Origin of the sequence: Brachyspira pilosicoli (assembly GCF_036997485.1) — a bacterium.
Classification (GTDB): Bacteria; Spirochaetota; Brachyspiria; order Brachyspirales; family Brachyspiraceae; genus Brachyspira; species Brachyspira pilosicoli_C.
In genome coordinates this window covers 18,511-43,969 of the sequence record NZ_JAWLPU010000005.1, presented here as the reverse complement: position 1 = coordinate 43,969, position 25,459 = coordinate 18,511, and the positions used below count along the sequence as shown (strand labels likewise).

At 27.8% G+C, this 25,459-nt stretch carries 19 protein-coding genes and 2 tRNA genes; 4 read left to right on the top strand and 17 right to left on the bottom strand.

Features of this window, described 5'->3' with window-relative positions; genetic code table 11:
• The 9 genes from R4I97_RS11695 to R4I97_RS11655 all read right to left on the bottom strand — a co-directional run.
• A partial coding sequence (locus tag R4I97_RS11695; protein WP_335784535.1) for an ABC transporter ATP-binding protein occupies positions 1-429 on the bottom strand: 429 nt, incomplete at its 3' end.
• A gap of 178 nt (positions 430-607) precedes the next feature.
• The gene (locus R4I97_RS11690; protein ID WP_335785214.1) at positions 608-2,596 is read right to left on the bottom strand and encodes a TIM-barrel domain-containing protein; all 1,989 of its coding nucleotides are present in this window, start codon (positions 2,594-2,596) and stop codon (positions 608-610) included.
• Between the two features lie 31 nt (positions 2,597-2,627).
• A complete protein-coding gene (gene yicI, locus R4I97_RS11685) occupies positions 2,628-4,913 on the bottom strand; it encodes an alpha-xylosidase (protein WP_335785213.1) in 2,286 nt (761 codons plus the stop codon).
• 44 nt (positions 4,914-4,957) lie between these two features.
• On the bottom strand, positions 4,958-5,794 hold the full coding sequence (locus R4I97_RS11680) for a carbohydrate ABC transporter permease (protein ID WP_335785212.1): 837 nt from the start codon (positions 5,792-5,794) through the stop codon (positions 4,958-4,960).
• Positions 5,791-6,681: a sugar ABC transporter permease gene (locus R4I97_RS11675; RefSeq protein WP_335785211.1), complete on the bottom strand. Its 891-nt coding sequence runs from the start codon at positions 6,679-6,681 to the stop codon at positions 5,791-5,793. The genes R4I97_RS11680 and R4I97_RS11675 overlap by 4 nt, the downstream gene beginning before the upstream one ends.
• Before the next feature lie 84 nt (positions 6,682-6,765).
• Positions 6,766-7,989 carry an ABC transporter substrate-binding protein gene (locus R4I97_RS11670; protein ID WP_335785210.1) on the bottom strand — a complete coding sequence of 408 codons (1,224 nt, stop codon included), beginning with the start codon at positions 7,987-7,989 and terminating at the stop codon, positions 6,766-6,768.
• Positions 7,990-8,014: 25 nt separating this feature from the next.
• Positions 8,015-9,226, bottom strand: coding sequence for an ABC transporter substrate-binding protein (locus R4I97_RS11665; protein WP_335785209.1), 1,212 nt, complete (start codon positions 9,224-9,226; stop codon positions 8,015-8,017).
• 22 nt (positions 9,227-9,248) lie between these two features.
• Entirely contained in the window at positions 9,249-10,562 is a 1,314-nt protein-coding gene (gene xylA, locus R4I97_RS11660; RefSeq protein ID WP_335785208.1) for a xylose isomerase, read from the bottom strand.
• Positions 10,563-10,699: 137 nt separating this feature from the next.
• Entirely contained in the window at positions 10,700-11,845 is a 1,146-nt protein-coding gene (locus R4I97_RS11655; protein ID WP_335785207.1) for an ROK family protein, read from the bottom strand.
• Between the two features lie 164 nt (positions 11,846-12,009).
• On the opposite strand from R4I97_RS11655, the gene R4I97_RS11650 reads away from it, so the two are divergent.
• Positions 12,010-13,560 carry an FGGY family carbohydrate kinase gene (locus tag R4I97_RS11650; RefSeq protein ID WP_335785206.1) on the top strand — a complete coding sequence of 517 codons (1,551 nt, stop codon included), beginning with the start codon at positions 12,010-12,012 and terminating at the stop codon, positions 13,558-13,560.
• Between the two features lie 53 nt (positions 13,561-13,613).
• On the opposite strand, the gene R4I97_RS11645 is transcribed toward R4I97_RS11650, so the two are convergent.
• From R4I97_RS11645 to R4I97_RS11635, 3 genes are all read right to left on the bottom strand, one after another.
• Positions 13,614-13,946, bottom strand: coding sequence for an ankyrin repeat domain-containing protein (locus R4I97_RS11645; RefSeq protein ID WP_335785205.1), 333 nt, complete (start codon positions 13,944-13,946; stop codon positions 13,614-13,616).
• Positions 13,947-14,008: 62 nt separating this feature from the next.
• Positions 14,009-14,082: transfer RNA gene (locus R4I97_RS11640), tRNA-Ala, on the bottom strand.
• A gap of 27 nt (positions 14,083-14,109) precedes the next feature.
• Positions 14,110-14,183: transfer RNA gene (locus R4I97_RS11635), tRNA-Ile, on the bottom strand.
• A 114-nt stretch (positions 14,184-14,297) separates the two neighbouring features.
• Here R4I97_RS11635 and R4I97_RS11630 point away from each other — a divergent pair.
• The gene (locus tag R4I97_RS11630) at positions 14,298-15,485 is read left to right on the top strand and encodes a PLP-dependent aminotransferase family protein (protein WP_335785204.1); all 1,188 of its coding nucleotides are present in this window, start codon (positions 14,298-14,300) and stop codon (positions 15,483-15,485) included.
• Positions 15,486-15,535: 50 nt separating this feature from the next.
• Positions 15,536-16,660: an aminopeptidase gene (locus R4I97_RS11625; RefSeq protein ID WP_335785203.1), complete on the top strand. Its 1,125-nt coding sequence runs from the start codon at positions 15,536-15,538 to the stop codon at positions 16,658-16,660.
• A 76-nt stretch (positions 16,661-16,736) separates the two neighbouring features.
• Here the strand turns inward: R4I97_RS11625 and R4I97_RS11620 are convergent, their stop codons facing one another.
• From R4I97_RS11620 to R4I97_RS11600, 5 genes are all read right to left on the bottom strand, one after another.
• Positions 16,737-17,306 (bottom strand): adenylate kinase, encoded by a 570-nt coding sequence (locus tag R4I97_RS11620; RefSeq protein ID WP_335785202.1) that lies wholly within the window; start codon positions 17,304-17,306, stop codon positions 16,737-16,739.
• A 76-nt stretch (positions 17,307-17,382) separates the two neighbouring features.
• Entirely contained in the window at positions 17,383-18,978 is a 1,596-nt protein-coding gene (locus R4I97_RS11615; RefSeq protein ID WP_335785201.1) for a hypothetical protein, read from the bottom strand.
• A gap of 186 nt (positions 18,979-19,164) precedes the next feature.
• Positions 19,165-20,544, bottom strand: coding sequence for a hypothetical protein (locus R4I97_RS11610; protein WP_335785200.1), 1,380 nt, complete (start codon positions 20,542-20,544; stop codon positions 19,165-19,167).
• 101 nt (positions 20,545-20,645) lie between these two features.
• Positions 20,646-22,505 (bottom strand): motility associated factor glycosyltransferase family protein, encoded by a 1,860-nt coding sequence (locus tag R4I97_RS11605; RefSeq protein ID WP_335785199.1) that lies wholly within the window; start codon positions 22,503-22,505, stop codon positions 20,646-20,648.
• The gene (locus R4I97_RS11600; protein ID WP_335785198.1) at positions 22,502-23,389 is read right to left on the bottom strand and encodes a polyprenyl synthetase family protein; all 888 of its coding nucleotides are present in this window, start codon (positions 23,387-23,389) and stop codon (positions 22,502-22,504) included. The genes R4I97_RS11605 and R4I97_RS11600 overlap by 4 nt, the downstream gene beginning before the upstream one ends.
• Before the next feature lie 211 nt (positions 23,390-23,600).
• Here R4I97_RS11600 and R4I97_RS11595 point away from each other — a divergent pair, with 211 nt between their 5' ends.
• On the top strand, positions 23,601-25,457 hold the full coding sequence (locus R4I97_RS11595) for a GerMN domain-containing protein (protein WP_335785197.1): 1,857 nt from the start codon (positions 23,601-23,603) through the stop codon (positions 25,455-25,457).
• The last annotated feature ends 2 nt before the right edge of the window (positions 25,458-25,459 follow it).

Below are 25,459 nucleotides of genomic sequence, written 5' to 3'. Positions count from 1 at the left end.
TACCCTTTGACGCTGACCGCCAGATAATGCCTTAGGTTTTCTGTCAAGCAAATGAGCTATATCAAGTACTTGTGCTGCCCATTCAACTCTTTTCTTAATTTCATCTTTTGGAGTTTTTCTAAGTTCCAACCCAAAAGCCATGTTCTTAAATACAGACATGTGCGGATATAAGGCATAGTTCTGAAACACCATAGCAATATCTCTGTCTTTTGGAGCTACATCATTTATGAGTCTATCTCCAATATAAAGTTTACCATCTGTAATCTCTTCAAGACCAGCTATCATACGTAAAGTTGTAGATTTACCGCAGCCTGAAGGACCTACAAGAATTACAAACTCTTTATCAGCTATATCCAAACTAAAGTCTTTAACTACCTCAACTTTGTTGTCATATACTTTTTTTACATGCTCAAATTTTATACTAGACATAATATATCTCCAAGAAATAATTTTAGATATTTAATATTAACATACCATATATTAACATTTTATCAAAGATAGAGATTACCATTAATTAATAGTAATCTCTATTACATTAAATTTTTTATTTATCTATTTTTAGTAAACAGCTCGCTAAAAAATAAAATTAACTAAAAATACTATTATTTTATTCTTCTACTATCAATTTTCTCAATTCTTTTCCTTCATCTGTATTTTTAACAAATAGAGGAATTTTACTAATATCTGCTTCTACTTTAATATATTGTCCTCCCTCATACTCTTTGTTATTCCATACATATATCCATTTAGAATTTTTAGGTAAATAAACATCTCTGCTTTCTGTTTTTTCTTTATATATAGGCGCTACTAAAATAGAATCTCCAAACATATATTGATCTTCTATTAAAAAAGTTTCTTCATCTTTATAATATTCATAAAATAGAGGTCTAACAACAGGAGTTCCAAATTCATGAGTTTCTTTCATGAGTTTCATTATATATGGTTTTAATCTTTCTCTAATTAAAGTGTATTTTAATAATATTTTATAATTATCTTCACCATAACTCCATAATTCATTAGGTCCGCCGCTATTGCAATCAGAAGTATTTATTTGCGACAATCTAAAACCATGATTTCTAAATATTGGACAGAAAGCTCCAAATTGAAACCATCTAACAAATAACTCTCTAAACTCTTCAGAATTAGCATCCCCTCCAAAAAAGCCACCTATATCCATAGTCCACCATGACATACCACACATAGCCATACTCATAACTATTTTAATCTGTTTAAGCATAGACTCGTATGTAGATGGTATATCACCAGACCAAACAACAGTTCCATATTTTTGGGAACCAAGCCAGTTACATCTAATTAAATTGACCACATCACTTTCACCCTGCTGCTTCATGCCATCATAAAAAGTTTTAGCATAATAATATGGATATATATTAGTTACTTCCAATCCATTTCCAATACAATATCTTAAATTAGAGTAATCACTAGGTTTAATTTCTGGTTCAGCTTCATCTAACCAAAAAGTTTTTATTCCAAAATCATAGTAATTCTTTTTTACAATATTCCATACATATTCCCTAGCTTCGCTATTAGTAGCATCATAATATGTTTCAGGTCCTAAAAACATTAAGAATACAGGAACGCCTACTTCTGAGCGTACTATATAATTATTTTTTACCATATATTGATAATTCTCACTTTTAGGGTCAACAGTTGGCCAAATAGAAACCATTAGTTTTATTCCCATTTCATTTAATTCATCTACCATAGCTTTAGGATTTGGAAAAGCCTTAGGGTCAAATTTCCATTCACCCTGTTCTGTCCAGTGAAAGAAATCTATAACTATAACAGATAAAGGTATATTTCTTTTTTTATGCTCTCTAGCAATATTTAATACCTCTTCCTGTGTTTCATAGCGTAATTTACATTGCCAAAAACCAGCTGCCCATTCCGGCAACATTGGAGTTTGTCCGTATAGTTTTGATAAATTAGTTACTATTTCATTTGGATTATCTCCAGCAAATATTAAATAATCTAACTGCTTTGTACGCTCTGCTTTAATCATCGTATGATTTTTTACTAATTCAGCTTTTCCAACAGCTGGATTATTCCATACAAAACCATATCCCAACGAAGAATAGAAAAAAGGTATAGATGATTGTGTGTTTTTATGACATAATTCTATAGTAGAGCCTTTTAAATCAAATATATTATGCTGATAAGAACCCATACCATAAAAATGTTCTTTATCATTAGGCTTAAAATATACTCTTCCTTCAAACACATCACTTGTAACCATTTTATATGTTCTTGCATCTCTTAATTTTATAGTAAGCTCTCTTTCATCTATCCAATACTCTTTTAGAATATATTCAGAATTAGCATTCATGTAATTTATAGTTCCATTTTCTAATATCTCTACTGATATTTTTCCATTCTTAATTACAACTTTATCTTTTTGATCAATAATTTTAAAATCGCTATTCTTTTTAGGAAGAAGAGTCCAATTTTCTTCTATAACATTATTAGCATTAATACCTCTAAACCTTATTGTGTTTTCACCGTATGGCTCTAAACAAATAGTTTCCCCTTTATTTCGCCAATAAACACGATCTTCTAAAATTTGAAAACCAAACATAGCTAATATCTCCTTTAATATTTAATACTATTTATATATTAAATACTAATTCTTTTTGATCTTTTTTAGCCTCTAAAACTTGTATTTTACCATTTAAATGTAAAGTAGCTTTCCAAGCATAAGGGGCATTAGTAACTGTAATTTTTATTGCATTTGCTTCTCTTTTCACATTAACTTCACAAGCTAATGAAGTATCAGAATTAAATATTTTTGTCTCAATATTATTTAAAGGTTCATATATATGATAATTAATGTTATCCATATATTCATAGTCACATAATTTATTATTATTTCCAAAAGCAATTACAGAATTTTCTTTAGCTAATATAGGAACACTCATATAATCATGTTTTTCTTCTATCCATTTTCCAGTATCTTCACAATTATATAATTTATTATTTAATATATTAGTCCATTTTCCCTTAGGCAAATAATAATTAGCAATGCTTTCATCGTTAAATACTGGAGCTACCAATATATTATCCCCGAACATATATTGTAAATCTAAGTATCTGCATGACAAATCATCTTCAAATTCCATTATCATACTTCTCAAAACTGGTATACCTGTGATATGAGCATTAATTGAAGTTGAATAAATATAAGGCATTAATTCACATTTTAAATTAGTAAATTTTCTAAGCACATCTACAGATTCTTCATCAAAATTCCAAGGCACCCTATAACTTTTAGATCCATGAAGTCTGCTGTGAGAAGATAATAATCCAAAAGCAACCCATCTTTTATATAAATCAGGAGTTGCAGTTGTTTCAAAACCGCTTATATCATGGCTCCAAAAAGAATAACCACTCATAGCTAAAGAAAGCCCTCCTCTTAAAGTTTCAGCCATAGATTCATAAGTTGCTGTAGAATCTCCACCCCAATGTACAGGGAATTTTTGTCCGCCAGCAGTACCAGAACGAGCAAAAACTAAAGCCTTATCTTTTCCAAATTTCTTTTCTAAAACGCCAAATACACATTGATTATATAAATGAGTATAATAATTATGCATTTTTAAAGGATCTTCTCCGCCATAATAAACAACATCCTCCCAAGGTATTCTTTCACCAAAATCTGTTTTGAATGTATCAACTCCCATGTCTACTAATTTTTCCAATTTACTAGCATACCATTTGCAAGCTTCAGGGTTAGTAAAATCTACAACAGCCATTCCCGCTTGCCACATATCCCATTGCCAAACATCTCCATTTGTTTTTTTTATGAAATAGCCATTTTTTTTACCTTCTTCAAACATACTAGAAAGCTGTCCTACATAAGGATTTATCCATACGCATATCTTTATTCCTTTAGATTTTATATTAGAAAGGAAAGATACAGGATCTTTAAAATTTTTATCATCAAACTCCATATTACACCATCTAAAAGGCTTCATCCAAAAACAGTCAAAATGGAATACATTTAATGGTATATTTCTATCTATCATTCCATCTATAAAAGAATTAACTACTTTCTCATCATAATCAGTAGTAAAAGATGTGCTAAGCCATAAACCAAAAGACCAAGCAGGAGGAAGTGCAGGTTTTCCTGTTAAAGTTGTATAATTTTCAATAACTCCTTTCATTGATTTAGAAGCTATAAAATAATATTCTAATGATTCATCTTGAATAGAAAATTGTGTTTTTGATACAACTTCTGTTCCAATCTCATAAGAAACAGGGCCACTGTCATTTACTAAAACACCATATTTCCTATTTGAAATAAAGAAAGGTACATTTTTATAAGCTATCTCTGTACAAGTACCTCCGTCTTCATTCCACATATTTACAGTTTGTCCATTTTTTACATAAGCAGTAAATCGTTCACCTAATCCATAAATACATTCTGTAGGAGCTATATTTAACATCTCTCTAATATGAGAATTACCATTTTCATCTATTATATAAGCAAGTCCATGTTCTTCGCTTGAAGTCAAATATTTTCCATCATAAGAATATGTCATAGACCATGCATCGCCTTTTTTTATTAAAACACTAGTTTTTCCTGAAGTAAACTTTACATACTCTTCTGTTTCTTCTATTGAAACTTTTACATTTGTTTTTTCATAAATTTCAAAATGAGGCCCTTTATCTAATTTGCCATCATGATGTGTAGCTTTTAATTTAATAACATCTTCTAAAGGTGAAGATATGTTAATTGTTAATAATGCAATATTTAATGTATCAGCATTCTGTTTTACCAATACAGTTGGAGCAATAATAGTAAGTGAATTACCATTATTATGAATTTCAAATACATGTCTTACTCTATTAAGTTTTACACCTTTTTTTATTTCCCACATTCCATTTAAAAATTTCATTTTTATCTCCTTTTAATTAGAAAATTAATTTATTATTACAAATATTATCCTTTTACAGAGCCCTCTAAAAGCCCGCCAACTATATATTTTTGTAAAAGAACAAAAATTACAACCACAGGCAATACAAGTAGAACTGCATAAGCCATTATTCTATTCCATTGAGTACCATAAGTAGACATAAAATTATATATTCCTGCAGTCATAGGTCTTAAATTAGCATTGTTATTAAATGTCATAGAAAATATTAAATCATTCCAAGCCATTATGAAAGAAAATGATGCAGCTGTTATCAATCCGGGTTTTGATATTGGCAAAAATATTTTTATAAAAGTTTGAAATGAAGTACATCCATCTATTTTTCCTGCCTCCTCAAGTTCTTTAGGCGCTTTTATAAATATAGTTCTCATTATTAGTATAGTAAAAGGAATTGAAACAGTAGCCGTAGCCAATATAGGTCCTACATAAGAGTTTATTAATTTTAATTTTGTAAACATTATAAAAAGCGGGGTTAGAATTAACGATGTTGGCAATAATTGCGTTAATAAAAATACCAAAAGAATAGATTTTTTCAATGGTATATTGTATCTTGCCAAACCATAAGAGCATGGTATTGACAACATTAATGATAACATTGTAGAAAATAAAGCTATGATAAATGAATTTAAAAACGCTCTTAAAATATTAAAATTTTTAAATTGATCTATATAACTAGAAATATCTATTTTTTTTGGTAAAAGAGTCATATTTGATGAAAATATTTCAGCTTCTGTTTTTAATGAGCTAAAAAGTATTATTAATAGTGGAAATAAAAATACACATGTAATTAATATACCAATAGCACTTAAAATAATTTCTCTTAATAGTTCTTTTTTTATTTTCATTCTCCTACCTCCTCTTTTGAAGTCAATCTCACATATATAAAACTAATAACCATTAAAAATAAAGCCAATATATTTGCAACAGATGCTCCTTGGCTAAAATAGTAATATTTAAAAGAAAGCAAATATGAGTAAGTAGATAACACTTCAGTTGAATTAACCGGACCGCCTGCAGTCATTGTAAATACCAAGTCAAAAACTTTAAAAGTATAAACAAATCCAAGAACTAAAACAGATAAAATAGCAGGTTTTATCATAGGTACAACTATAAATAATAATCTTTGCCAAGCTACAGCACCATCTATTTTTGCACTTTCAATAATACTTTCCGGAATATTAGAAAGGCCTGTAGATAGTAAAAGCATATTAAAAGGAATACCTACCCAAGAATTTGCTAATATTAATCCCCACATAGCTGTAGTTTGATTAGAAAGCCATAAAACAGGTTCTTTTATTATACCTAAAATAGACAAATAATTATTAATAACCCCAGTTTCTGAAAGCATAAATTTAAATACTAATGCTGTGGCTATTGTTGGCATCATCCAGCTTATAATTATGATACCTTTCAAAAATCCTGCTATTCTAAATTTTAAATTAAAAAATAATGCCATTAAAAAACCAATAGAAAATTGTATAATTAAGCACATTATTGTATAAAACAATGTGTTTTTTATAGTTATAAAGATTACAGGAGAAGAAAATATTGTCTTATAATTTTCAAAGCCTATAAATTTCTTTGAAGCAGCTCCTATATTCATAAGTGTAGTGTCTTGAAAACTTAACACAACATTATATATAATTGGGTAGCCAACAAATATCAACATATAAACAAGTGCTGGTATTACAAATAGCATCTCATACATATTAACTTTTTTATTTTTTTTCATAATAAAAATTTCCTAAATTATAAACTCATTAGTTATATATAAAAACATATATAACTAACGAGTAAAACATATTATAATCTGCTTTTAATTAATAGAAGCATTTATCTCATCTATTTTAGCCTGAGCTTCATCTAAAGCCTGCTGAGGGGTTTTATTAAATGTAATACTTTCATGTTCAGCATTTATAATAATAGATGATATTTCAGGCCATTTAGGATGCGGACCCCTTGGCATAGCATATTTAATTTGATCTGCAAATACCTTCATTATAGGGTCATCACCATACATAGTATCTATATCAACATTAACTTTTGGAGAAAATTTTTCTATATCCTTACAATAGTTTTGAGATACTTCTGTGCTTAAGAACCAAGTTAAGAAATCCCAAGCACCCTCAATATTTTTATCTTTAATTATAGCGAAATTCTCTCCGCCTAACACTGAAGCATATTGTTTATCCATAGGAATTTTTGCAACTCCCCAATTTTTATCAGGGGCATTCTTTCTTATGGAAGCCATTATCCAAGGTCCGTTTATCATCATAGCTGTTTTTCCAACATTAAATGATTTATCTAAATCGCTTTGACCTAAAACTAATAACTCTTGACTAGCATATCCATTTTTTACTAAATCAGTTAAAAATGTTAAAGCTTTTACACATTCTGGGCTGTTTATTTTGTTTATATTTCCGCCTGCTGATATTATCCAAGGTAATAACTGGAAAGTACCTTCTTCATTCTTTATTCCGCTCCAAGCTATACCTTTTCTATCAGCTGTAGTAAGAACTTTAGCAGCTTCTTCTAATTGTGTCCAATTTGTAGGAACTTCTAAATTATTCTCTTCAAAAGCATCTTTATCATAAAATAAAGCTAAACAATTTATAGATATTGGCAAACCATATATTTTTCCATCATATATAGCGGAGTTTATAGCACCATCTAAAAATTTATTATCATCCCAAGCATTAAATCTATCTGTAATATCTTCAAAAAGACCTGCTTTAGAAAAATATGCCTGATCTGGATTATCTAACATGCCTATATCTGGAAGTTCTCCTGCAACAGAACCCATAGCATACTGTTTTAATAATTCTTCTCTTGGAATAAATTGAGGCTTTACAAAATATTTATCTTGAGACTCATTATATTTATCTATATATGCTAAAAAATGTGTAACATCTGGTTCAAAAAAATAATGCCAAAGTGTTATAACTTGTTTATTTCCTTCAGTTGCACCTTCTTCTTTTTGTGCACCGCAACTAAGCAAAAATGATACTATTAATATTATTAGATAAAAATATTTTTTCATATTATTACCTCTTTTTTTATATTAATTACTCTTTATTAATTTGATCTATTTTAGCTTGAGCTTCATCTAAAGCCTGCTGAGGAGTTTTATTTAATGTAATACTCTCATGTTCAGCATTTATAATTGCAGATGATATTTCAGGCCATTTTGTATGAGGACCTCTAGGAACAGTATATTGTACTTGTTCAGCAAATACTTTCATTATAGGGTCATCACCATACATAGTATCTATATTTACATCTGCTTTAGGTGAGAATTTGCCTATTTCTTTACAATATCTTTCTGATATTTCTGTACTTATAAACCAAGTTAAGAAATCCCAAGCACCCTCAACATTTTTACCTTTAATTATAGTAAAGTTCTCTCCGCCTAATACTGAAGCATACTTCTTATCCATAGGAATTTTTGCAACTCCCCAATTTTTATCTGGAGCATTTTTTGTTACAGAAGGTATCATCCAGTTTCCATTTATCATCATAGCTGCTTTACCAGAATTAAATTGTTTTTCCACATCTCCTTGTCCCCATATTAACAATTCTTTACTAGCATATCCATTTTTTACTAAGTCTGTTAAATATGTTAATGCCTTAACAGCTTCAGGGCTATTTATTTTGTTTATATTTCCGCCTGCTGATATTATCCAAGGTAATAATTGGAAAGTACCTTCTTCATTCTTTATTCCGCTCCAAGCTATACCTTTTCTATCAGCTGTAGTAAGAACTTTAGCAGCTTCCTCTAATTGTGTCCAATTTGTAGGAACTTCTAAATTATTCTCTTCAAAAGCATCTTTATCATAATATAATGCTAAGCAAGTTATAGCTTGAGGAAGCCCATATATTTTTCCTTCATACATTGCTGAGTTTAAAGGACCTTCCAAAAATTTATTATCATCCCAAGCATTAAATCTATCTGTAATATCTTCAAATAAACCTGCTTTAGAAAAAGATGCCTGATCTGGATTATCTATCATACCTATATCTGGAAGTTCTCCTGCAACAGAACCTATTGCATATTGTTTTAATAATTCTTCTCTTGGTACATATTGAGCTTTTACAAAATATTTATCTTGTAATTTATTATATTCATCTATGTACTTTAAAAAAGCTCCTATATCTGGTTCTGAAAAATAATGCCAAATTGTAACTGTCTGCTTACCATTACTATCTGCAGAAGAAGAATCAGCACAACTTATAGCAAATAAAAATATAGAGATAAATAACAAAATAATTCTTTTCATAATATTGTCTCCTAAAAATAAATTATAGATTATAAATAAATTGATTTAATTTAGCTTCAAGTAATTCCTGATTTCCGCTAGGAAGTTCTTTTTCTTCTAAAGCAAGAGCATAATCATATAATTCTTCCAATGAAGTTGCTTTGCTTTCTATTTTTGCGCCTATTCCGCTATTATATGAGCTATATCTTTCTTCAATGAATTTATCGAAACATCCATCTTTAACTATTTTATCTGCTATTCTTAACCCCCAAGCTAAAGTGTCCATTCCAGCAATATAGGCATACATTAAATCGTCCATAGTATGAGATGGTCTTCTAACTTTAGCATCAAAATTGAATCCTCCGTTTTTTAGTCCTCCGTTTTTTATAATCTCTACCATCATTAAAACTGCATCATAAACATTTGTAAGGAACATATCTGTATCCCAACCTAAGAAAGTATCTCCATAGTTAATATCAACTGAACCCAATTTTCCATGATTTCTAGCAACCTGCATCTCATGCTGCATAGTATGTCCTGCTAAAGTGGCATGATTCACTTCCAAATTAAGCTCAAAATATTTATCCAAATTATAATGATATAAAAACTCTAATGTAGTAGCCGCATCAAAATCGTATTGATGTTTTGTTGGCTCTTTTGGTTTTGGTTCAATAAAGAATTGTCCTTTAAATCCTATTTTTTCTTTATATTCAACTGCCATAGACAAGAAATAAGCTAAATGATCTAATTCTCTTTTCATATTAGTATTAAGTAAAGTTTCATAACCTTCTCTGCCGCCCCAAAATACATAGCCTTTGGCATCTAATTTTTTAGCTATATCCATAGTCTTTTTAGTTTGAGCAGCTGCAAATGCATACACATCAGCATAAGGACTTGTAGCTGCACCATGCATATATCTAGGGTTTGTAAATAAAGATGAAGTAGCCCATAAAAGTTTTTTACCAGTTTTAGACATACTCTCTTGTACTAAATCTACTATCATATCTAATTTTTCATTAGTCTCTTTTAGAGTTTTATATTCAGGAGCTAAATCTCTATCATGGAAACAAAAATAATTCATTCCCAATTTTTGCATAAGCTCAAATCCAGCCTCTACTCTCATCTTAGAAGCTTCTAAAGCCTCTTTTCCATTCCAAGGTCTAGTTGCTGCAGGAGCTCCAAAAGGATCTGAACTTCCAGCTGCTAATGTATGCCACCAACTCATTGCAAAAGGCATCCATTCTTCCATAGTTTTTCCTGCTATAACTTCTGAAGCGTTATATTGTTTGAATGAAAAAGCATCTTTACTATCTTTTCCTTTATAGGATACTTTATCAACACTTTTAAAATATTCCATATTGCTATTAACTCCAAATTAAGAAAATATTTAGTAAAATGAATTTACTTAAAAAGCAAAAAAACACAATAATAAAATCATTTTACTAAATATAAGTTTATTCAAAAATATTAATTTGTCAAGAAAAAAAAGGTTTTTTAAGAAAAAATATCTTTATCATATAGTAAATCAAAAAAATTTATAAGCCCAACTCCAACCAATGATGATTTATCGCCAAATTTCGATTTAATAATCATAATATTAAATTTTGAATAAAAGTTATTATTTTCAAATATTTCTTTTTGCATATAAGGATAAATCCTACTCCAATAATCAGTTATTTTACCGCTTAATATAATTTTATTGGAGTCATATATAGCAAGCAAACTTCTTATCCCTCTTCCTAAAAATTTACAATATTCTCTTATAACATTTTCTGCATTTTTATCATAACTTTCAAAAAGTTTATTAATATCATCAAAGCCAAGCTGGTGTTTTTTCATTATGTTTTTAAGTCCGTCATAAGAAGCATACCTTTCAAAACACCCCCTGTTGCCGCAAGTACAAAGTTCTCCGTCCATAATGATAGTAAAATGACCAATCTCTCCTGCAAGTCTATGAGCTCCCTTTAATAATTTACCATCAACTATCTGCCCTCCGCCTACTCCAAAATTCGATATTGATATAAGCATGTAATTATCTTTATCTGTTTCCTTAGATAAAAAAAACTCACATAATACTGCACTATTAGCCTCATTTTCTAAAATTATCTCCAAATTTAGTTCTTCTTCTAAATTATTTACGTTAATATTTTTTAATCCCAAATTAGTAGCATATAATATATTCTTTCTATCAAAACTAATATTACCAGGTATTGATATGCCTAAACTTTTTATATCACAAGCTTCTTTAAAATTTTCTCTATAATCTTTAACTACAAAACTTATAACATTAAAAAAATTATCATTGTTGATGCTTTTATTATATTCTTTGTAATACGAATAATTTCCAGACATATCAACTATAGCAATTTTTACTAAATTAAAATCTATATCTATTGCAAGAGACTTCTTCTTATAAAGTGTTGTTTTCCAAATTTGAGCTTTCCTGCCTACTGTCCCTGCAGTAAAATCTTCTTTTGTAATAAAATCATTCTTAAACAAAATATCTAATGATTCATTTACAGTAGGTTTAGTGAGATTCAAACTTTCAACTATATCTATACTTGTAAATCTCTCTTTTTTTACGCATTCTCTTAAAATCTTTTTTAAATTCTTCTCTTTTGATAATAACTGATATTTCATAAAATAACTTCAATAAATAATTAACTCCATGATATTTAATATTAAAATCAAATAAAAATCAAATTATTAAGCGTAATCTCTTGATTTTGAATATTATTTTTATATAATACTATATAAACAGGAATTAGTAAAATCAATTAATTAATACCATTTTAGGATTATATATGTATACCTTAGGAATAGATTTAAGCACACAAAGTTTAACTTTAAGTATTTTAAATTATAAAACATATAAAAATGAATTAAATATCTCTGTAGCTTTTAATTCTTTGGAAGAAATGAAAACTTCATCAATGAATAAAAATACATTGCTTATAGGCTCAAAAATAGAAGGTAAAGCAGAGCAGGATATTAATATTTTTTTAGCAGCTTTAGATAAAGCATTATATGAACTTAAAGAAAAATGCAATGTAAAAGAAATTAAGGCTATTCAAATTTCCGCTCAACAGCATGGGCATGTCTATTTGTCAGAAAAATACAAAAAGAATTTAAATAAATTGCAAAATAAAGAATATATAAATAAAAATTTAATAGAAATATTAAAAGACTCCTATTCATATAATGCCGCACCTATTTGGAGAACTTCTTGCACAAAAAAAGAAGCTGATGAGCTTAGAAACAGTGTAGGCGGAAAAGAAAATATGATTCAAATAACAGGCTCAGACTCCCCTCTTAGATTTACTGGAGCTGTAATAAAATATAATTTTGATAATAATTCAGAATTAGAAAATAATACATATAAAGTATTTTTGCTTAATACATTTATAGCTTCTATTCTTACTGCTAAAGATGATATTAGCACAGATTTTGGAAATGCTTCTGGTATGAGTTTGATGGACTATACAAAAAAAGAGTGGAATGATAAGCTTCTTAACACTGTATCAAATAATCTAAAGGAAAAATTGGGAAATATAGAAAACCCTTCAAAATTGGCTGGAAATATATCTGAATATTTTATAGAAAAATATGGTTTTAGCAGAGATTGTTTAGTAGGCATAGGAAGCGGAGACAATCCTCAAACTAAAGTATTATATAAAGGAGATATATTATCTTTAGGAACAAGCTTTGTATATATGCTTAATATAGATGAAAACACAAGAGATTTTTCTGGTGTATCTAATGCTATGTATGATGGTGTAGGAAATCCATTTATGATATTCTGCCGTACTAATGGGGCTATGGTTTGGGACGAAATAATGAACTTGTATCATAAAAATTATAAAGATATAACAGAATCATTATCTAAGAATATAGACAATTTACCAATCATGATATATCAAAAAGAAAATGAATCTGTACCTATAAGCAAAGCTTTTGATATAAAAAGGTATTATGATAATTCTTCTTTTGATAATGATTATAAAGGCATTGTATTAAGCTCTTTAGGATTAGTTGCAGCATATTCTAAAAAGTTTGCTTCAGAAAAAAAAGCAGCAGATTTATCTGTTACAGGTGGACCTACTAAAGATAAAGAAATATTAAAAATAATAGCTAATATTTGGCAATGTCCTATAAAAATTCTTCCTTCTGGAGGAGCATCTCTTGGCTCTTCAATAAGTGCTATAGTATTATTAGAAGAAAATATTTCTTTAGATGATGTTAGAAACTCATTAATAGACAACACTGTAATAGAACCTGATTATAATTTATCAAATAAATATGATGATTATTTAAAATCTATGAATGAAAAATTTAATGAAATAATTAAGCAGTGATATTATAATAATTGTTTAACCATACTAAACAAAAATAAATTACAGAAAAAATATTACTCTAAAAGTTTAATTATATTTTTATAATTTTTTTGTTTAGCATAAAACATAGCATCATTACCATCGTTATTTACTATATATTTATCAACATTAGCATTCAAAAGTAAAGCCACTACTTTTGTATGCCCTTCCATAGAAGCTAATATCAATGCAGTATTTCCAGCCTCATCTTGAACATTCAGATTAACTTTTTTTGCTATTAATTTTTCAACAATATCATCATCACCAAAAATAGAAGCATCTAAAAGAGTCTCTTCATCTTGAGTGAGTGTATATGCCAAATTAAAAGAAAAGAATATAAGCATTATTAAAAAAAGATATTTTCTCATAAAAAGTCCTATATAAAAAAACGATTCTTAAAAAATAGCTTTAAGAATCGTTTTAAAAGATGTGGAGGTTATGGGGATCGAACCCACGACCTACTGCGTGCAAGGCAGTCGCTCTCCCAAACTGAGCTAAACCCCCGTGTATATTTTAAAGAACCTGAGCGTGTGGGCCTGGGAGGAATTGAACCACCGACCTTTCGATTATCAGTCGAACGCTCTAGCCATCTGAGCTACAGGCCCTTTTTTTTATCTTTAATATGTTGTATAATATAACATATTACTAAAAAAATAGCAAGTTTTTTTCTTAAAATATTTACAAAAAAACTTATATAGTTCTATTAAATGGAGAGATATATGAATTTCAAAATTTCTAAAATGATGGCTAAAAAGGATTTTCAAAAAGAGTTTTCTGATTTTATGTTAAAGGCTGTTTCTATTCCTAATGTTATTAGTTTTGCAGGCGGTATGCCTAACCCTATTTCTTTCCCATACAAAGAATTAAAAAAAGCATACTCTAATATAATGGATAATCATTATAAAACAGCATTGCAATATGCAAACACTCAAGGATATATTGAATTAAGAAAAATAATAGCACAAAGATATAAAACTAAAGAAAATATTAATTTAGAAGCCGATGATATATTAATAATTAACGGAGCACAGCAAGGTTTTGATATAATATCTGCTGTTACACTAAATGACAATGATAATGTTATAGTTGAAGCACCCACATTCTTAGCAGCAATTCAAACATTCAATTTATATAATGCTAAAATACATAGTGTTGAAATAAATGATGAAGGAATTAATTTAGACGAATTAAAAAACATACTAAAAAAATATAAATCAAAATTATTTTATACAATTCCAAACTTCCAAAATCCAACCGGACTAACTTACAATAATGCAACAAGAAAAATAATAGCAGACATGATAAAAAAAACTAACACTATGCTTATAGAAGATAATCCTTATGGAGCTTTAAGATTTAAAGGTGAAAATCAGGAATCATTCTTTAATCTGCTAAATGAACAAGTAATACTAATGGGTTCTTTCTCAAAAACAATTTCACCAGGCATAAGAGTTGGTTGGTTGGCATCAGCAAATAAAGAGTTCATGAAAAAAGCTATAGAATATAAACAAATACTCGATGTTCACACAAGTATGCCAGACCAAATGGCTATTGCTCAATATATAAACAATACTAACTTTGATAAACATATAGAAAAAATAAAAAAACTATATCATAAACAATGTAATGCTATGATAAATGCTATAGAAAAATATTTCCCAAAGGAAGTTAAATATACAAAACCAGAAGGCGGAATGTTTATATGGGTGGAACTTCCAAAAAAAATTAAATCTGTAGAATTAGCAAATGAAACTATAAAAAGAAATGTAGCAATATCTCCGGGGGACCCTTTTTATAATAAAAAAAGAAATGTCAGCACTTTTAGATTAAGTTATTCAAACTGTTCTGTAGAAAATATTGATAAGGGAATGAAAATAATAGGCGATACGATAAAAAATATGATATAATAATAAAACTTAATAAAAATAATTAATAAAATTACATAGGAGTAAAAAATATGAAAGATATAAGGATAGAAAAATTAGCTTACAATTTGGTAAATTATTCATGCAGATTAAAAAAAGGAGAAAATGTTTTAATAAAGGTTTATGGAGAGGGAGAAGAGAGAGATTTAGTGATGGCTATAATACAAGAGGTTTATAAAGCTGGGGGAAATCCTTTTGTATGGAATCATGACCCGCAAATAATGAGAGAATTATTAAAGAAATGTAATGATGAGCAGATAAAGATTTGGGCTGAATCTGATTTAATGTTAATGAAAAAAATGGATGCTTATATTGGAATTTCTGGCGGTAATAATAGTGCTGAGAACTCATCAGTAAAAGAAGAAAATTATAAAATATATGAAAAACTTTATTTAGACCCTATACACATGGATCAAAGAATAAAAAATACAAAATGGGTTGTACTAAACTATCCTAACGCTTCTATGGCACAGCAGGCTTCTATGAGTACAGATGAGTTTGAAGATTTCTATTTTAAGGTTTGTAATTTGGATTATTCAAAGATGGATAAGGCTATGGATAATTTAGTTAGTCTTATGAATAAAACAGATAAAGTTAAAATTATAGGGGAAAATACTAATTTAACTTTTTCTATAAAAGATATACCAGCTATAAAATGTGCAGGGGTAATCAACATACCTGACGGCGAGGTATTCACTGCACCTGTAAAAGATTCTGTTAATGGAGTTTTATCATACAATACACCTTCATTATACAGTGATGGATTTACGTATGAAAACGTAAAATTAGAATTTAAAAATGGAAAAATAATAAATGCTTCTTCTAATGACAATGAAAGAATTAATAAGATATTTGATACAGATGAAGGAGCAAGATATATTGGAGAGTTTGCTATTGGTGTTAATCCATATATCACCAAACCTATGAAAAAGATTTTATTTGATGAGAAAATTATGGGAAGCTTCCATTTTACTCCTGGTGCTTGCTATGATGAAGCATCTAATGGAAATAAATCTGCTATACACTGGGATTTAGTTTGTATACAGACTAAAGAATATGGCGGAGGAGAGATATACTTTGATGATCTACTAATTAGAAAAGACGGCATATTTGTTATAGATGAACTTAAATGTTTAAATCCTGAAAATTTAATATAATTATTTTTTGATAATAAATAAAAAAACAAGGGGAGTTAAGTTCCCCTTGTTTAATATGCTTCTTAATAAATAAATTTTATTTTTTTATTTCATCAAGACCTCTTTTTATCTTCTTATAGATATCTTCAGGCATTTCATTCTCAAAACTTTCAACTTCTATTATATAAACTTTATCTTTATAATATTCCAACACGGGCTTACTTTGACTTTCAAAAACTTTTATTCTATTTTTTATAGTCTCTTCATTATCATCTGAACGTCCCCTATTTAAAAGTCTTTTTATTATAATATCTTCAGCAACATTAAGATTAATAATAGCATCTATCTTATAATTTAATTTCTCCAATAATTTATCCAATGCCTTAGCCTGTTCCATAGTTCTTGGATATCCATCAAGCATAAAGCCATTTTTACAATCATCTTTTTTAAGCCTATCAAAAAGCATATCTATAACCAAACTATCAGGTACTAATTCTCCCTTATCCATATACATTTTAGCTGTCTTACCAAGCTCAGTACCATTAGCAATATTCTCTCTAAACATATCACCAGTAGAAATATGGGATATAGAATATTCTTTTTCTATTAACTCAGATTGAGTACCTTTACCAGAACCCGGTGCCCCTATAAAAATAATATTAATCATAGTTTTATCTCCTAATTGTATATTATTATAAATAGTATAATCAATAATAAAACATTGTCAAACAAATTATAAAAAATTACCACCGATAAGTATATGCGATGTTAGCTCCTCCATATCCTCCGGAAAAAGTAAGCTCTTCTACAGCAAAATTACTTTCATTAACCCAAAGCATATAATATATACCAGCAGTTAAAGCAAAAACTCCTGTAGCTACTAAACCGCCTATATACACATTAAAAGCAGTATTGTATTTAGTTAAATCTACAGGCGGTCTGTTTTGAGCATTTTGATATTTATCATAATAATTAATCATAGTATAATCAAGTATTTCATTAGCATATATATAAGCACCAACAGAAAAAATAGTACTTGCTATAGTGAGTCCTAAAAATATTTTTGTATTTCTCTCATAGTTTTTAAATACTATATCTACCCAAGTAGGTTTATAAAAAGGTTTCATGTTTGGAGTTAAATCTAAATAATTTGTACTTTCTACCGTAAAAGTACCATAATAGTCCATATAATTAGTATTTGTAATCTTTATAGAATAAGTACCAAACCCAAAATCTTCGTATATAAAATTACTAGGCTTTCTTTTTATACCATTAATAACAACAGAACTATCCTCGCCTCCCGGTATATTAATTTTTACTTTTGCTGTATTAGTCATTTCAATCATAGTAAAATTAAGCATTATATCTTCGTCTGTTCTCTCAAAAGCAAGCATTGTATCTATTGGCTCATACAAATCTTTTTTAATTGTAAATCTATGAGCATTTGTAGTTAAAGTAGGCAAATATAAAGTTTCTCCGCTAATTCCAATCAATGCATTATCTACATAAACGAATGCACCATCAGGCTCTACATCAATTGCTATAGTTCCTGTCTTATCTACGTAGCTAATTTTATTTGCTATATCCAAAGCATAAATAGGAATCTGTTCATCTATTTTTGCTTCAGATATTTCTATACTATAACTGTCTATTTTCCTCTCTTTAACATAAGCTATAGAAGTGATTACACTAATATTTGGTCTTTTATATTCAATACTTCCAAATATAACAATATCTGCATCTCTTTTAAACACATCTTCTTTTATATTATTTCCAGTATATTCATAAAAATATCCGCCTAATTCTATATTTTGTATAAAATCATTAGTATTTTTTACTATAACATTAGTTCCGTTATAATTAATAATAACTTCCTCTTTCTCATTCAATTGAAAATATTTTGTTTCTGGAGTTATAAGTGTAACATTGCTTCTTAATCCGCCCCAATTAGTATAGTAGTAATATTCATAATTTGTGTTAATTACTGTATTCGTAGATGACTCTATTGCGCTATAAGTTATATTTGTAAATTGGAATATTTTTCTCTCGTATGCTCTTTCAAAATCTATTGGTGTTAATTTTACATTAGTTGATGATTGAAGCCTGATAGTTTTATTATATTCTAATTGATTTGCTATTGCGTCTGCTATTGCGAAAGTTAAATAATTGTAATTAGTATTATCGCTTAAATTGGTATATATAAATATTTCTATCTTTGCTCTATCTGAGGCAGTATAATATGGGCGCACTTCCTCAACCGTAATAGGTCTGCCTCCAAAGGAATAGAGTAGATTTGATATTGCAATAATTAATATTATAATATAATAGTTTATCTGCATAATTCATTTAACATGATTTTATAAATACAATTTTATACTAAAAAACTTCTTTTATCAATATGTATACAGAAATATAATTCTTTAGTATTATAGATATTTTTGCAGTTCAAAAAAGACAATGAAATCACAATAAAAGTATATATAAAAAAGCTGCTCTAAATATTTAGAACAGCTTTTGATTTTTTATTATCTCATTATAGTATCATAGTAGTTAACTATGTACCAATATTCACCCATCTGCCTTAATATAAATATTCTTTTTACAGTAGGATCATAAACATCACCAGTATTTATATTAAAGAATCTATTATACATAGTAACTTCAACTTGTGCTCTTTTAAGACCATACTCTTCTGTGATAGTAACTTTATCTATATTATAATTTAATAAAGTATATATTGTGCCTGCATCATATTCTTTAGTCATCATATCCAAAACCATAGTATAATGATTTTTTAATGCAGTATCCTTTGTTGAAACTATATTTCTTCTTAATTCTGTCATAAACTGATTTCTAAGATTTCTATCATAAGCAGAAGCTAAATATTTTTTAAACTCATCAAATAAAGCTTTCTTCTCTTCAGGCAAAGAAGTTCTATAAAGAATATCAAATCTTATAGCAAGCTCTCTAATATTTTCTGACTTATAAGCATTCTCTAAATCATTTAAGAAATTATTTCCAAAATTAGTTCTTATCATATTAACACTAACAGTATCAGAAAATTGTTCTTTTAAGAAGTTTTGAAAACTTAACCTAGAAGCTTTTTGATATATACCAGTATCAGTAAAATCTTCAAGATAGGTATTGCTATAATTTTTTCTATAAGCCTCACTATATCTTTGACTTATGCTAATAATAGAAGGCATATGCATATAATTAAAATAGTTACTCCACTCTTTTCTCTTCATAGCATCTAAAGTATATGTAACAACCTCATCGGGATAATATACAGGCAAAGTAGAAGCACTATTAGTAGAAGTTCTAGCAACAACAATATTATTTGTAGATTGACTGCTTGCTGCTTTTAGAGGTTCATCAATAAAGAAATATGCATCATCTGCCCTAATAACATATTTTTCAGTTAAATCCGGCATAGGATTGAAAGTAGCTTCTATTCTATATCTTCCAGACTTTGTAAAATAAAACCAATTATTCAAATCTATAAAAAATGAATAACTCTCACCTTCTCTTAATGTAATCACCCTATCTTTTGAATTATCTATAGTCCTTTCATTTTGATATTTCCATAAAGTATAATTATCTGATGAAACAACTTTGTTGTTATAATTATCATAAACCGTAAATTTATAATTATTAAAAGGATTAATAGAATTAGTAAAACTTATTTCTCCTTTTTGAGCATATATTCTTATTTCCATAGTTATAGGTTCATTTAATCTATATCTATTTAAATCAAAGTTCATACTAATATTAAAAGAATTAGGAGCTACTATTTCATCATTAGGATATATTCTCTCAACTTCATTTAATACTATCTCATCTAAAAAATTATCCTGAGCAAAAAGTATAGAAAAACTAAATATAAAAAGTATTATATATTTCATACAACATTACCTTAAAAAATACTACTATAATAGTTTATCGACAAAAGCCGAAATAACATAAGAAAAATTATATATCTATTAGAAATATTATAAAGTTTTATTTAGAATAAATTTGATAGTTCTTTATTTATCTTTATCAAAGCCCTGCTTATTATATAATGATTATAATCAATACTGTCTCTCATAGCCTCATAAAGCTTAAAAGAGCCTACTATAGATTTATCATAATCGCTGTCTTCAAACTCAAAACCCTCTGTAATGGATTTTATAACCCTCTGCATAGTAACACCCAAAAACTCATTAATTTTGCTTATATTAAGTATTTTTATGTCGGATTCACTTAACTTCTCTAAAAGTTTATCTACTTTCCTGTGCCTTTTTAATTCACTATTAATTTCATCGCATAATTTAATAGCATTTAATACATAAGGTTTAAGCTCTATTATTTCAGCATCTATTTTTTCTAAACCTATTTTTATGCTTGATAATATTTCATTTTTTTTATTTAATTCTTCAGAGTTTTTATCTATTTCTATGTTAATATTGTCAAGTTTCTTAAGAAGCTCATCAACTGTAATGTTTTCCATTCCATCAATTATTACTCCGCCTTCTGTGGCATTATAGAATTTTGTACTGCTGTTTAATTTACATTGCTCTTCATACCAATTTCTATACATATCAAAACGAGAATCTGTAAATACGCTCTCACCATAAACATTTTTCTCTTCTCTCAAATTACCAGAAACAAGCACTTTATATATTCTGCTGTCATAAGAATCAAGCTTACCTATCTCTGTAAAAAAGTTCTCTTCATGATAGCTTCCTTTTATATGAGTTTGATGATTAGGAAAAGACAAATCAAGCCCAAGCATTATTATAGGATTAGCTCCAATTCTAATTGCAAAATCATAAGCAGCAGTAGAAACACTTCCCCCCATAGTAATATCTCCCCTCTTCCCTAAAGGCTTCATAAAATATTTAGCAAGAGGAAATATAGAATCTAAAAAATATATGGCCCCTTTAAAAGATGATATTGCCTCATTATCAACAGAAGACTCTGCTATTAAAACAGTATCTTTAAAATTGATGTTCCTAAAATATTTAGAGTTCTTTTTTTGCGGGTCAATAGTGATAACAAAATGAGGCGATATATTATGACTGGATAACGGCTTCATTGCAGTATCTACAGCGATTATTATTGCTTTATCTTTTAACTCTTTTAATTTTCTAATATTTTTCTCTAATGAAGGACCAGCTGAAACAACTACCGCTGGAATATTTTTATATTTATCAAAAAACTTATTTACTCCATAATGAGTTGCTATCTCTACTGCATTTGATGCTATATTATAAGCCCATAATTTATCGAATCTTAAAATAGTGTTTATATTAATAGTTTTTTTATCTATTATAGATAATACTTTTGTTTGATAAAATAAAGCATCATCTGTAAATAAATTACTGTAAGACCTTGTAATAAAAAATTTTACTTTTTTAGTAGTTTTTAAAGATATAAACTTCTCTATATCTTCAATGTCATTTCCGCCAATAAAAAATGTAATATTGCTATCTTCTAATATTTTATCTAACTTAAAATTATCAATAAGCAAATTAAAAAAGCTAATAGAAGGCTCAATTACAACTATATTGATATTAAGTTTCTTTATAGCATTAATTAAATAACCGCCCCCAATGCCAAATATAAATACCATATCAATATCATCTTCTATCTCTTTAATTAAAGTATTAGCCTCTTTTATAGGGTCATAGGCACTATGAAGCAAAACGCTCTTTCCATTCTTTAGAACTTTTGCTGAAAGATTTTTAGATTTAGTTTCAATAATCTCTAAAGAAATATCATCTTCTCTTTTAGCACTATTAAGTAAATCTAAAAAATTAATAGGATATGCTTTTATATTTTTTTTAATAGCATTTAAATTATGCCCTCTAATCTCATTCACGATTTTCTCTCTACTATATAATTTGCAAGCTCAATTAATATATTTTTTGCTTCGTTATCATCGTATACATTTAAATAATCTATAGCCTCTTTTGAAGTTTCTATTGCTTTTTCTTTTGCTCCCTCAAGCCCAAACTGCTTAACATAAGTAAGTTTACCCTCTTTTTCATCTTTACCCACAGTTTTACCAAGAGTTTCATTATCAGAAATCACATCAAGTATATCATCTTGTATCTGAAAAGCTAAACCAATAGCTTCTCCATATTTTGTAATGTTGTTTAAATTGATATTCTCTTTCTCTGAAGCAATAGCCCCCACTCTCACAGCTCCCCTAATCATAGCACCTGTTTTCTTTGAGTGAAGTATTTTAAGCATCTCAAAATCAATATCTCTCTCTTCATAATACAAATCTATAAACTGCCCCATAACCATTCCAGAAACTCCCGCAGCATAACTTATCTCATAAAGAAGTTTTCTCAAAGTTTTATCATTAACATTAGCATTAGATAAAATTTCAAATGAATGAGTGAGAAGTCCGTCCCCAACAAGTATAGCATTAGCCTCTCCATATTTAACATGTGTTGTTGGCTTTCCTCTTCTTAAATCATCATTATCCATAGCAGGCAAATCATCATGAACCAAAGAATATGTATGAATAAGCTCTAATGATACTGCTGGTATAATTGCTTTTTTATAATCTCCGTTAAATAATTCACAGGCAAGGCAAGTTAAAATTGGTCTTAATCTCTTTCCGCCTGCATCAAGCGGATATTTAAGCATATCTAAAAAATTATTTTCTAATGAAATACTGCTGCTTTTAAAAATATTGTTTATCTCACTATCAATATCTTTTAATCTTATATTCATATATTCTTTAAGATTCATTTTATTTATTCCTTATTGCTTTATAATAAAATCATTATATAAAAAGAGCTAAAAATGTAAAGCCAATATTAAGTAAAAATATTATTTTAGTTTTTTATTGTTAAATGGTTATTATTAATTTAATAAACTAAAACAATATATATAATAAACTTCTAACACAATTTTCTATTTTTTCGATAATGATAACGATACTAAAAATTGGAGTTTAAAAGTGCCAAGATATGAGCAGTTAAAGGCTAAATCTAAAGGTATATCATATACGAGAAGAATAAGAAATGAAGATAAAGAGTTTAATTTAAAAAAGCCTATAATTATATCAGTTTCATTTATACTACTTGTATCTATACTATTTACTATTATAAAAAAATACTCTCCTATGGTAGATATCGCTGTAAAAGATTTTTTTAGCATAAATCATAGAGAAGCATTAACATTAGAAACAACAGGAAGCGAAGAAGAAAACAAAATAAGTTTTTTAGATAATGTACCGCTATTTAATTTCTTTATCAAGTCTAATACAAATGAAACTTTATCAATTATGGCCTATGAAACTAATTCTATGCTTGAAACTTCTGTAAATACTAATACTGCTAATAACAATTCCACAATTACAAGAGAGTCATTATCTGTATTTTTTAACAATCAGTCTAATAATAATAATAATAATGTAGCAGAAGAGCAAGAAAATAATATAAATAATATAGAAGAGCAAAGAAATAATATACTTAATAATTCCTCTAATAATTATATAGAGGAAATGCTGCAGCAAAGCAGAGGTTTAAATAATAATAATAATAATAATAATAATAATAATAATAATAATATAGAAAAAGCAAATAACTACTTAGAAAAAGTAACAAATACAATTAAAACTTCTATAGAAGAAAAAAAAACCACCAACAATTTAAATAATTCAAACAATAGTAACATATCTTCAAGTATATTTTATGATATTCTAAAACCAAAAGAAAATACTACAGAAGATATAAAAACAATGAAACCAGCAACCACAACATATAGTTCAACACCTCCAAGCTATATGAGAAATAATAATGAACATAGAGAAAAATATAATACTAATAATTATAACTATTATTTTAGAGAAGACAACAAAGAAGACAATAATTATAACTCTCAAGAAAGAATAATAACTTCAAGAAATGATTCAGTTAATAATGAAAATAAAAAAGATTCATCTCAAAAACCTCCTGTAAAAAATAATACTCAAAAAGATTATGAAAGATTAGCAGATAGTTTGGTTAATAATAATGTAAGCCCAAAAAGAAATAATGCTACAATAGAAGAAACAACATCAAAAAAAGACTTAATAATAAACTCTCAAACAAGTATAATGCCAAATAATAATAGTATAGTAAAAAACAACAATGATTATAATAGAGTAATAAATGATTTGGTTAATCCTAATAATACTGAAAGAGTAATTAATGATAATAAAAGAATAATTAATAATACAGAAAAAACAATAAATAATAGTGTAGTGAGAGAAGAAAAGAAAATAATAAATACAAAAGAAAATATAAATAAAAAAGAAATTATACAAAAAGCACAAAAAGATATAGCAAAATATAAAACCTCAAAAGCAAATAATACAATAAAAAGAGATTATTCTAATGAAAGAAATTTAAAAAATACAAACAACGAAGGAATATATTTAGTAGAATATGATGAAAATACAGGCTCTATTACATTGATATTTAGAAAAAGAAACATAGAAAATAATAACTCAATAGAAGATACAATAAAAACATTATTAAATGGTGCTACTGATGATGAAAACAAAAATAATATAATAAGCTGCATACCTAAAGATACAGAATTATTAGATATATTCGTAGAAGGAAATACAGTATATTTAAATTTCAATGAGAGCTTTGAATTTAATCCTCTTGGCAATGAAGGCACTATGCTTCAAATATATCAATTAGTCTATACTGCTACACAATTTGAAGGAATAGATAATGTTATATTTTTAATAGATGGTAATTTAAATGAAACTATAGGGGCAGAAGGTGCTATAGAAAATATGCCATTTAAAAGATTTGAATAATA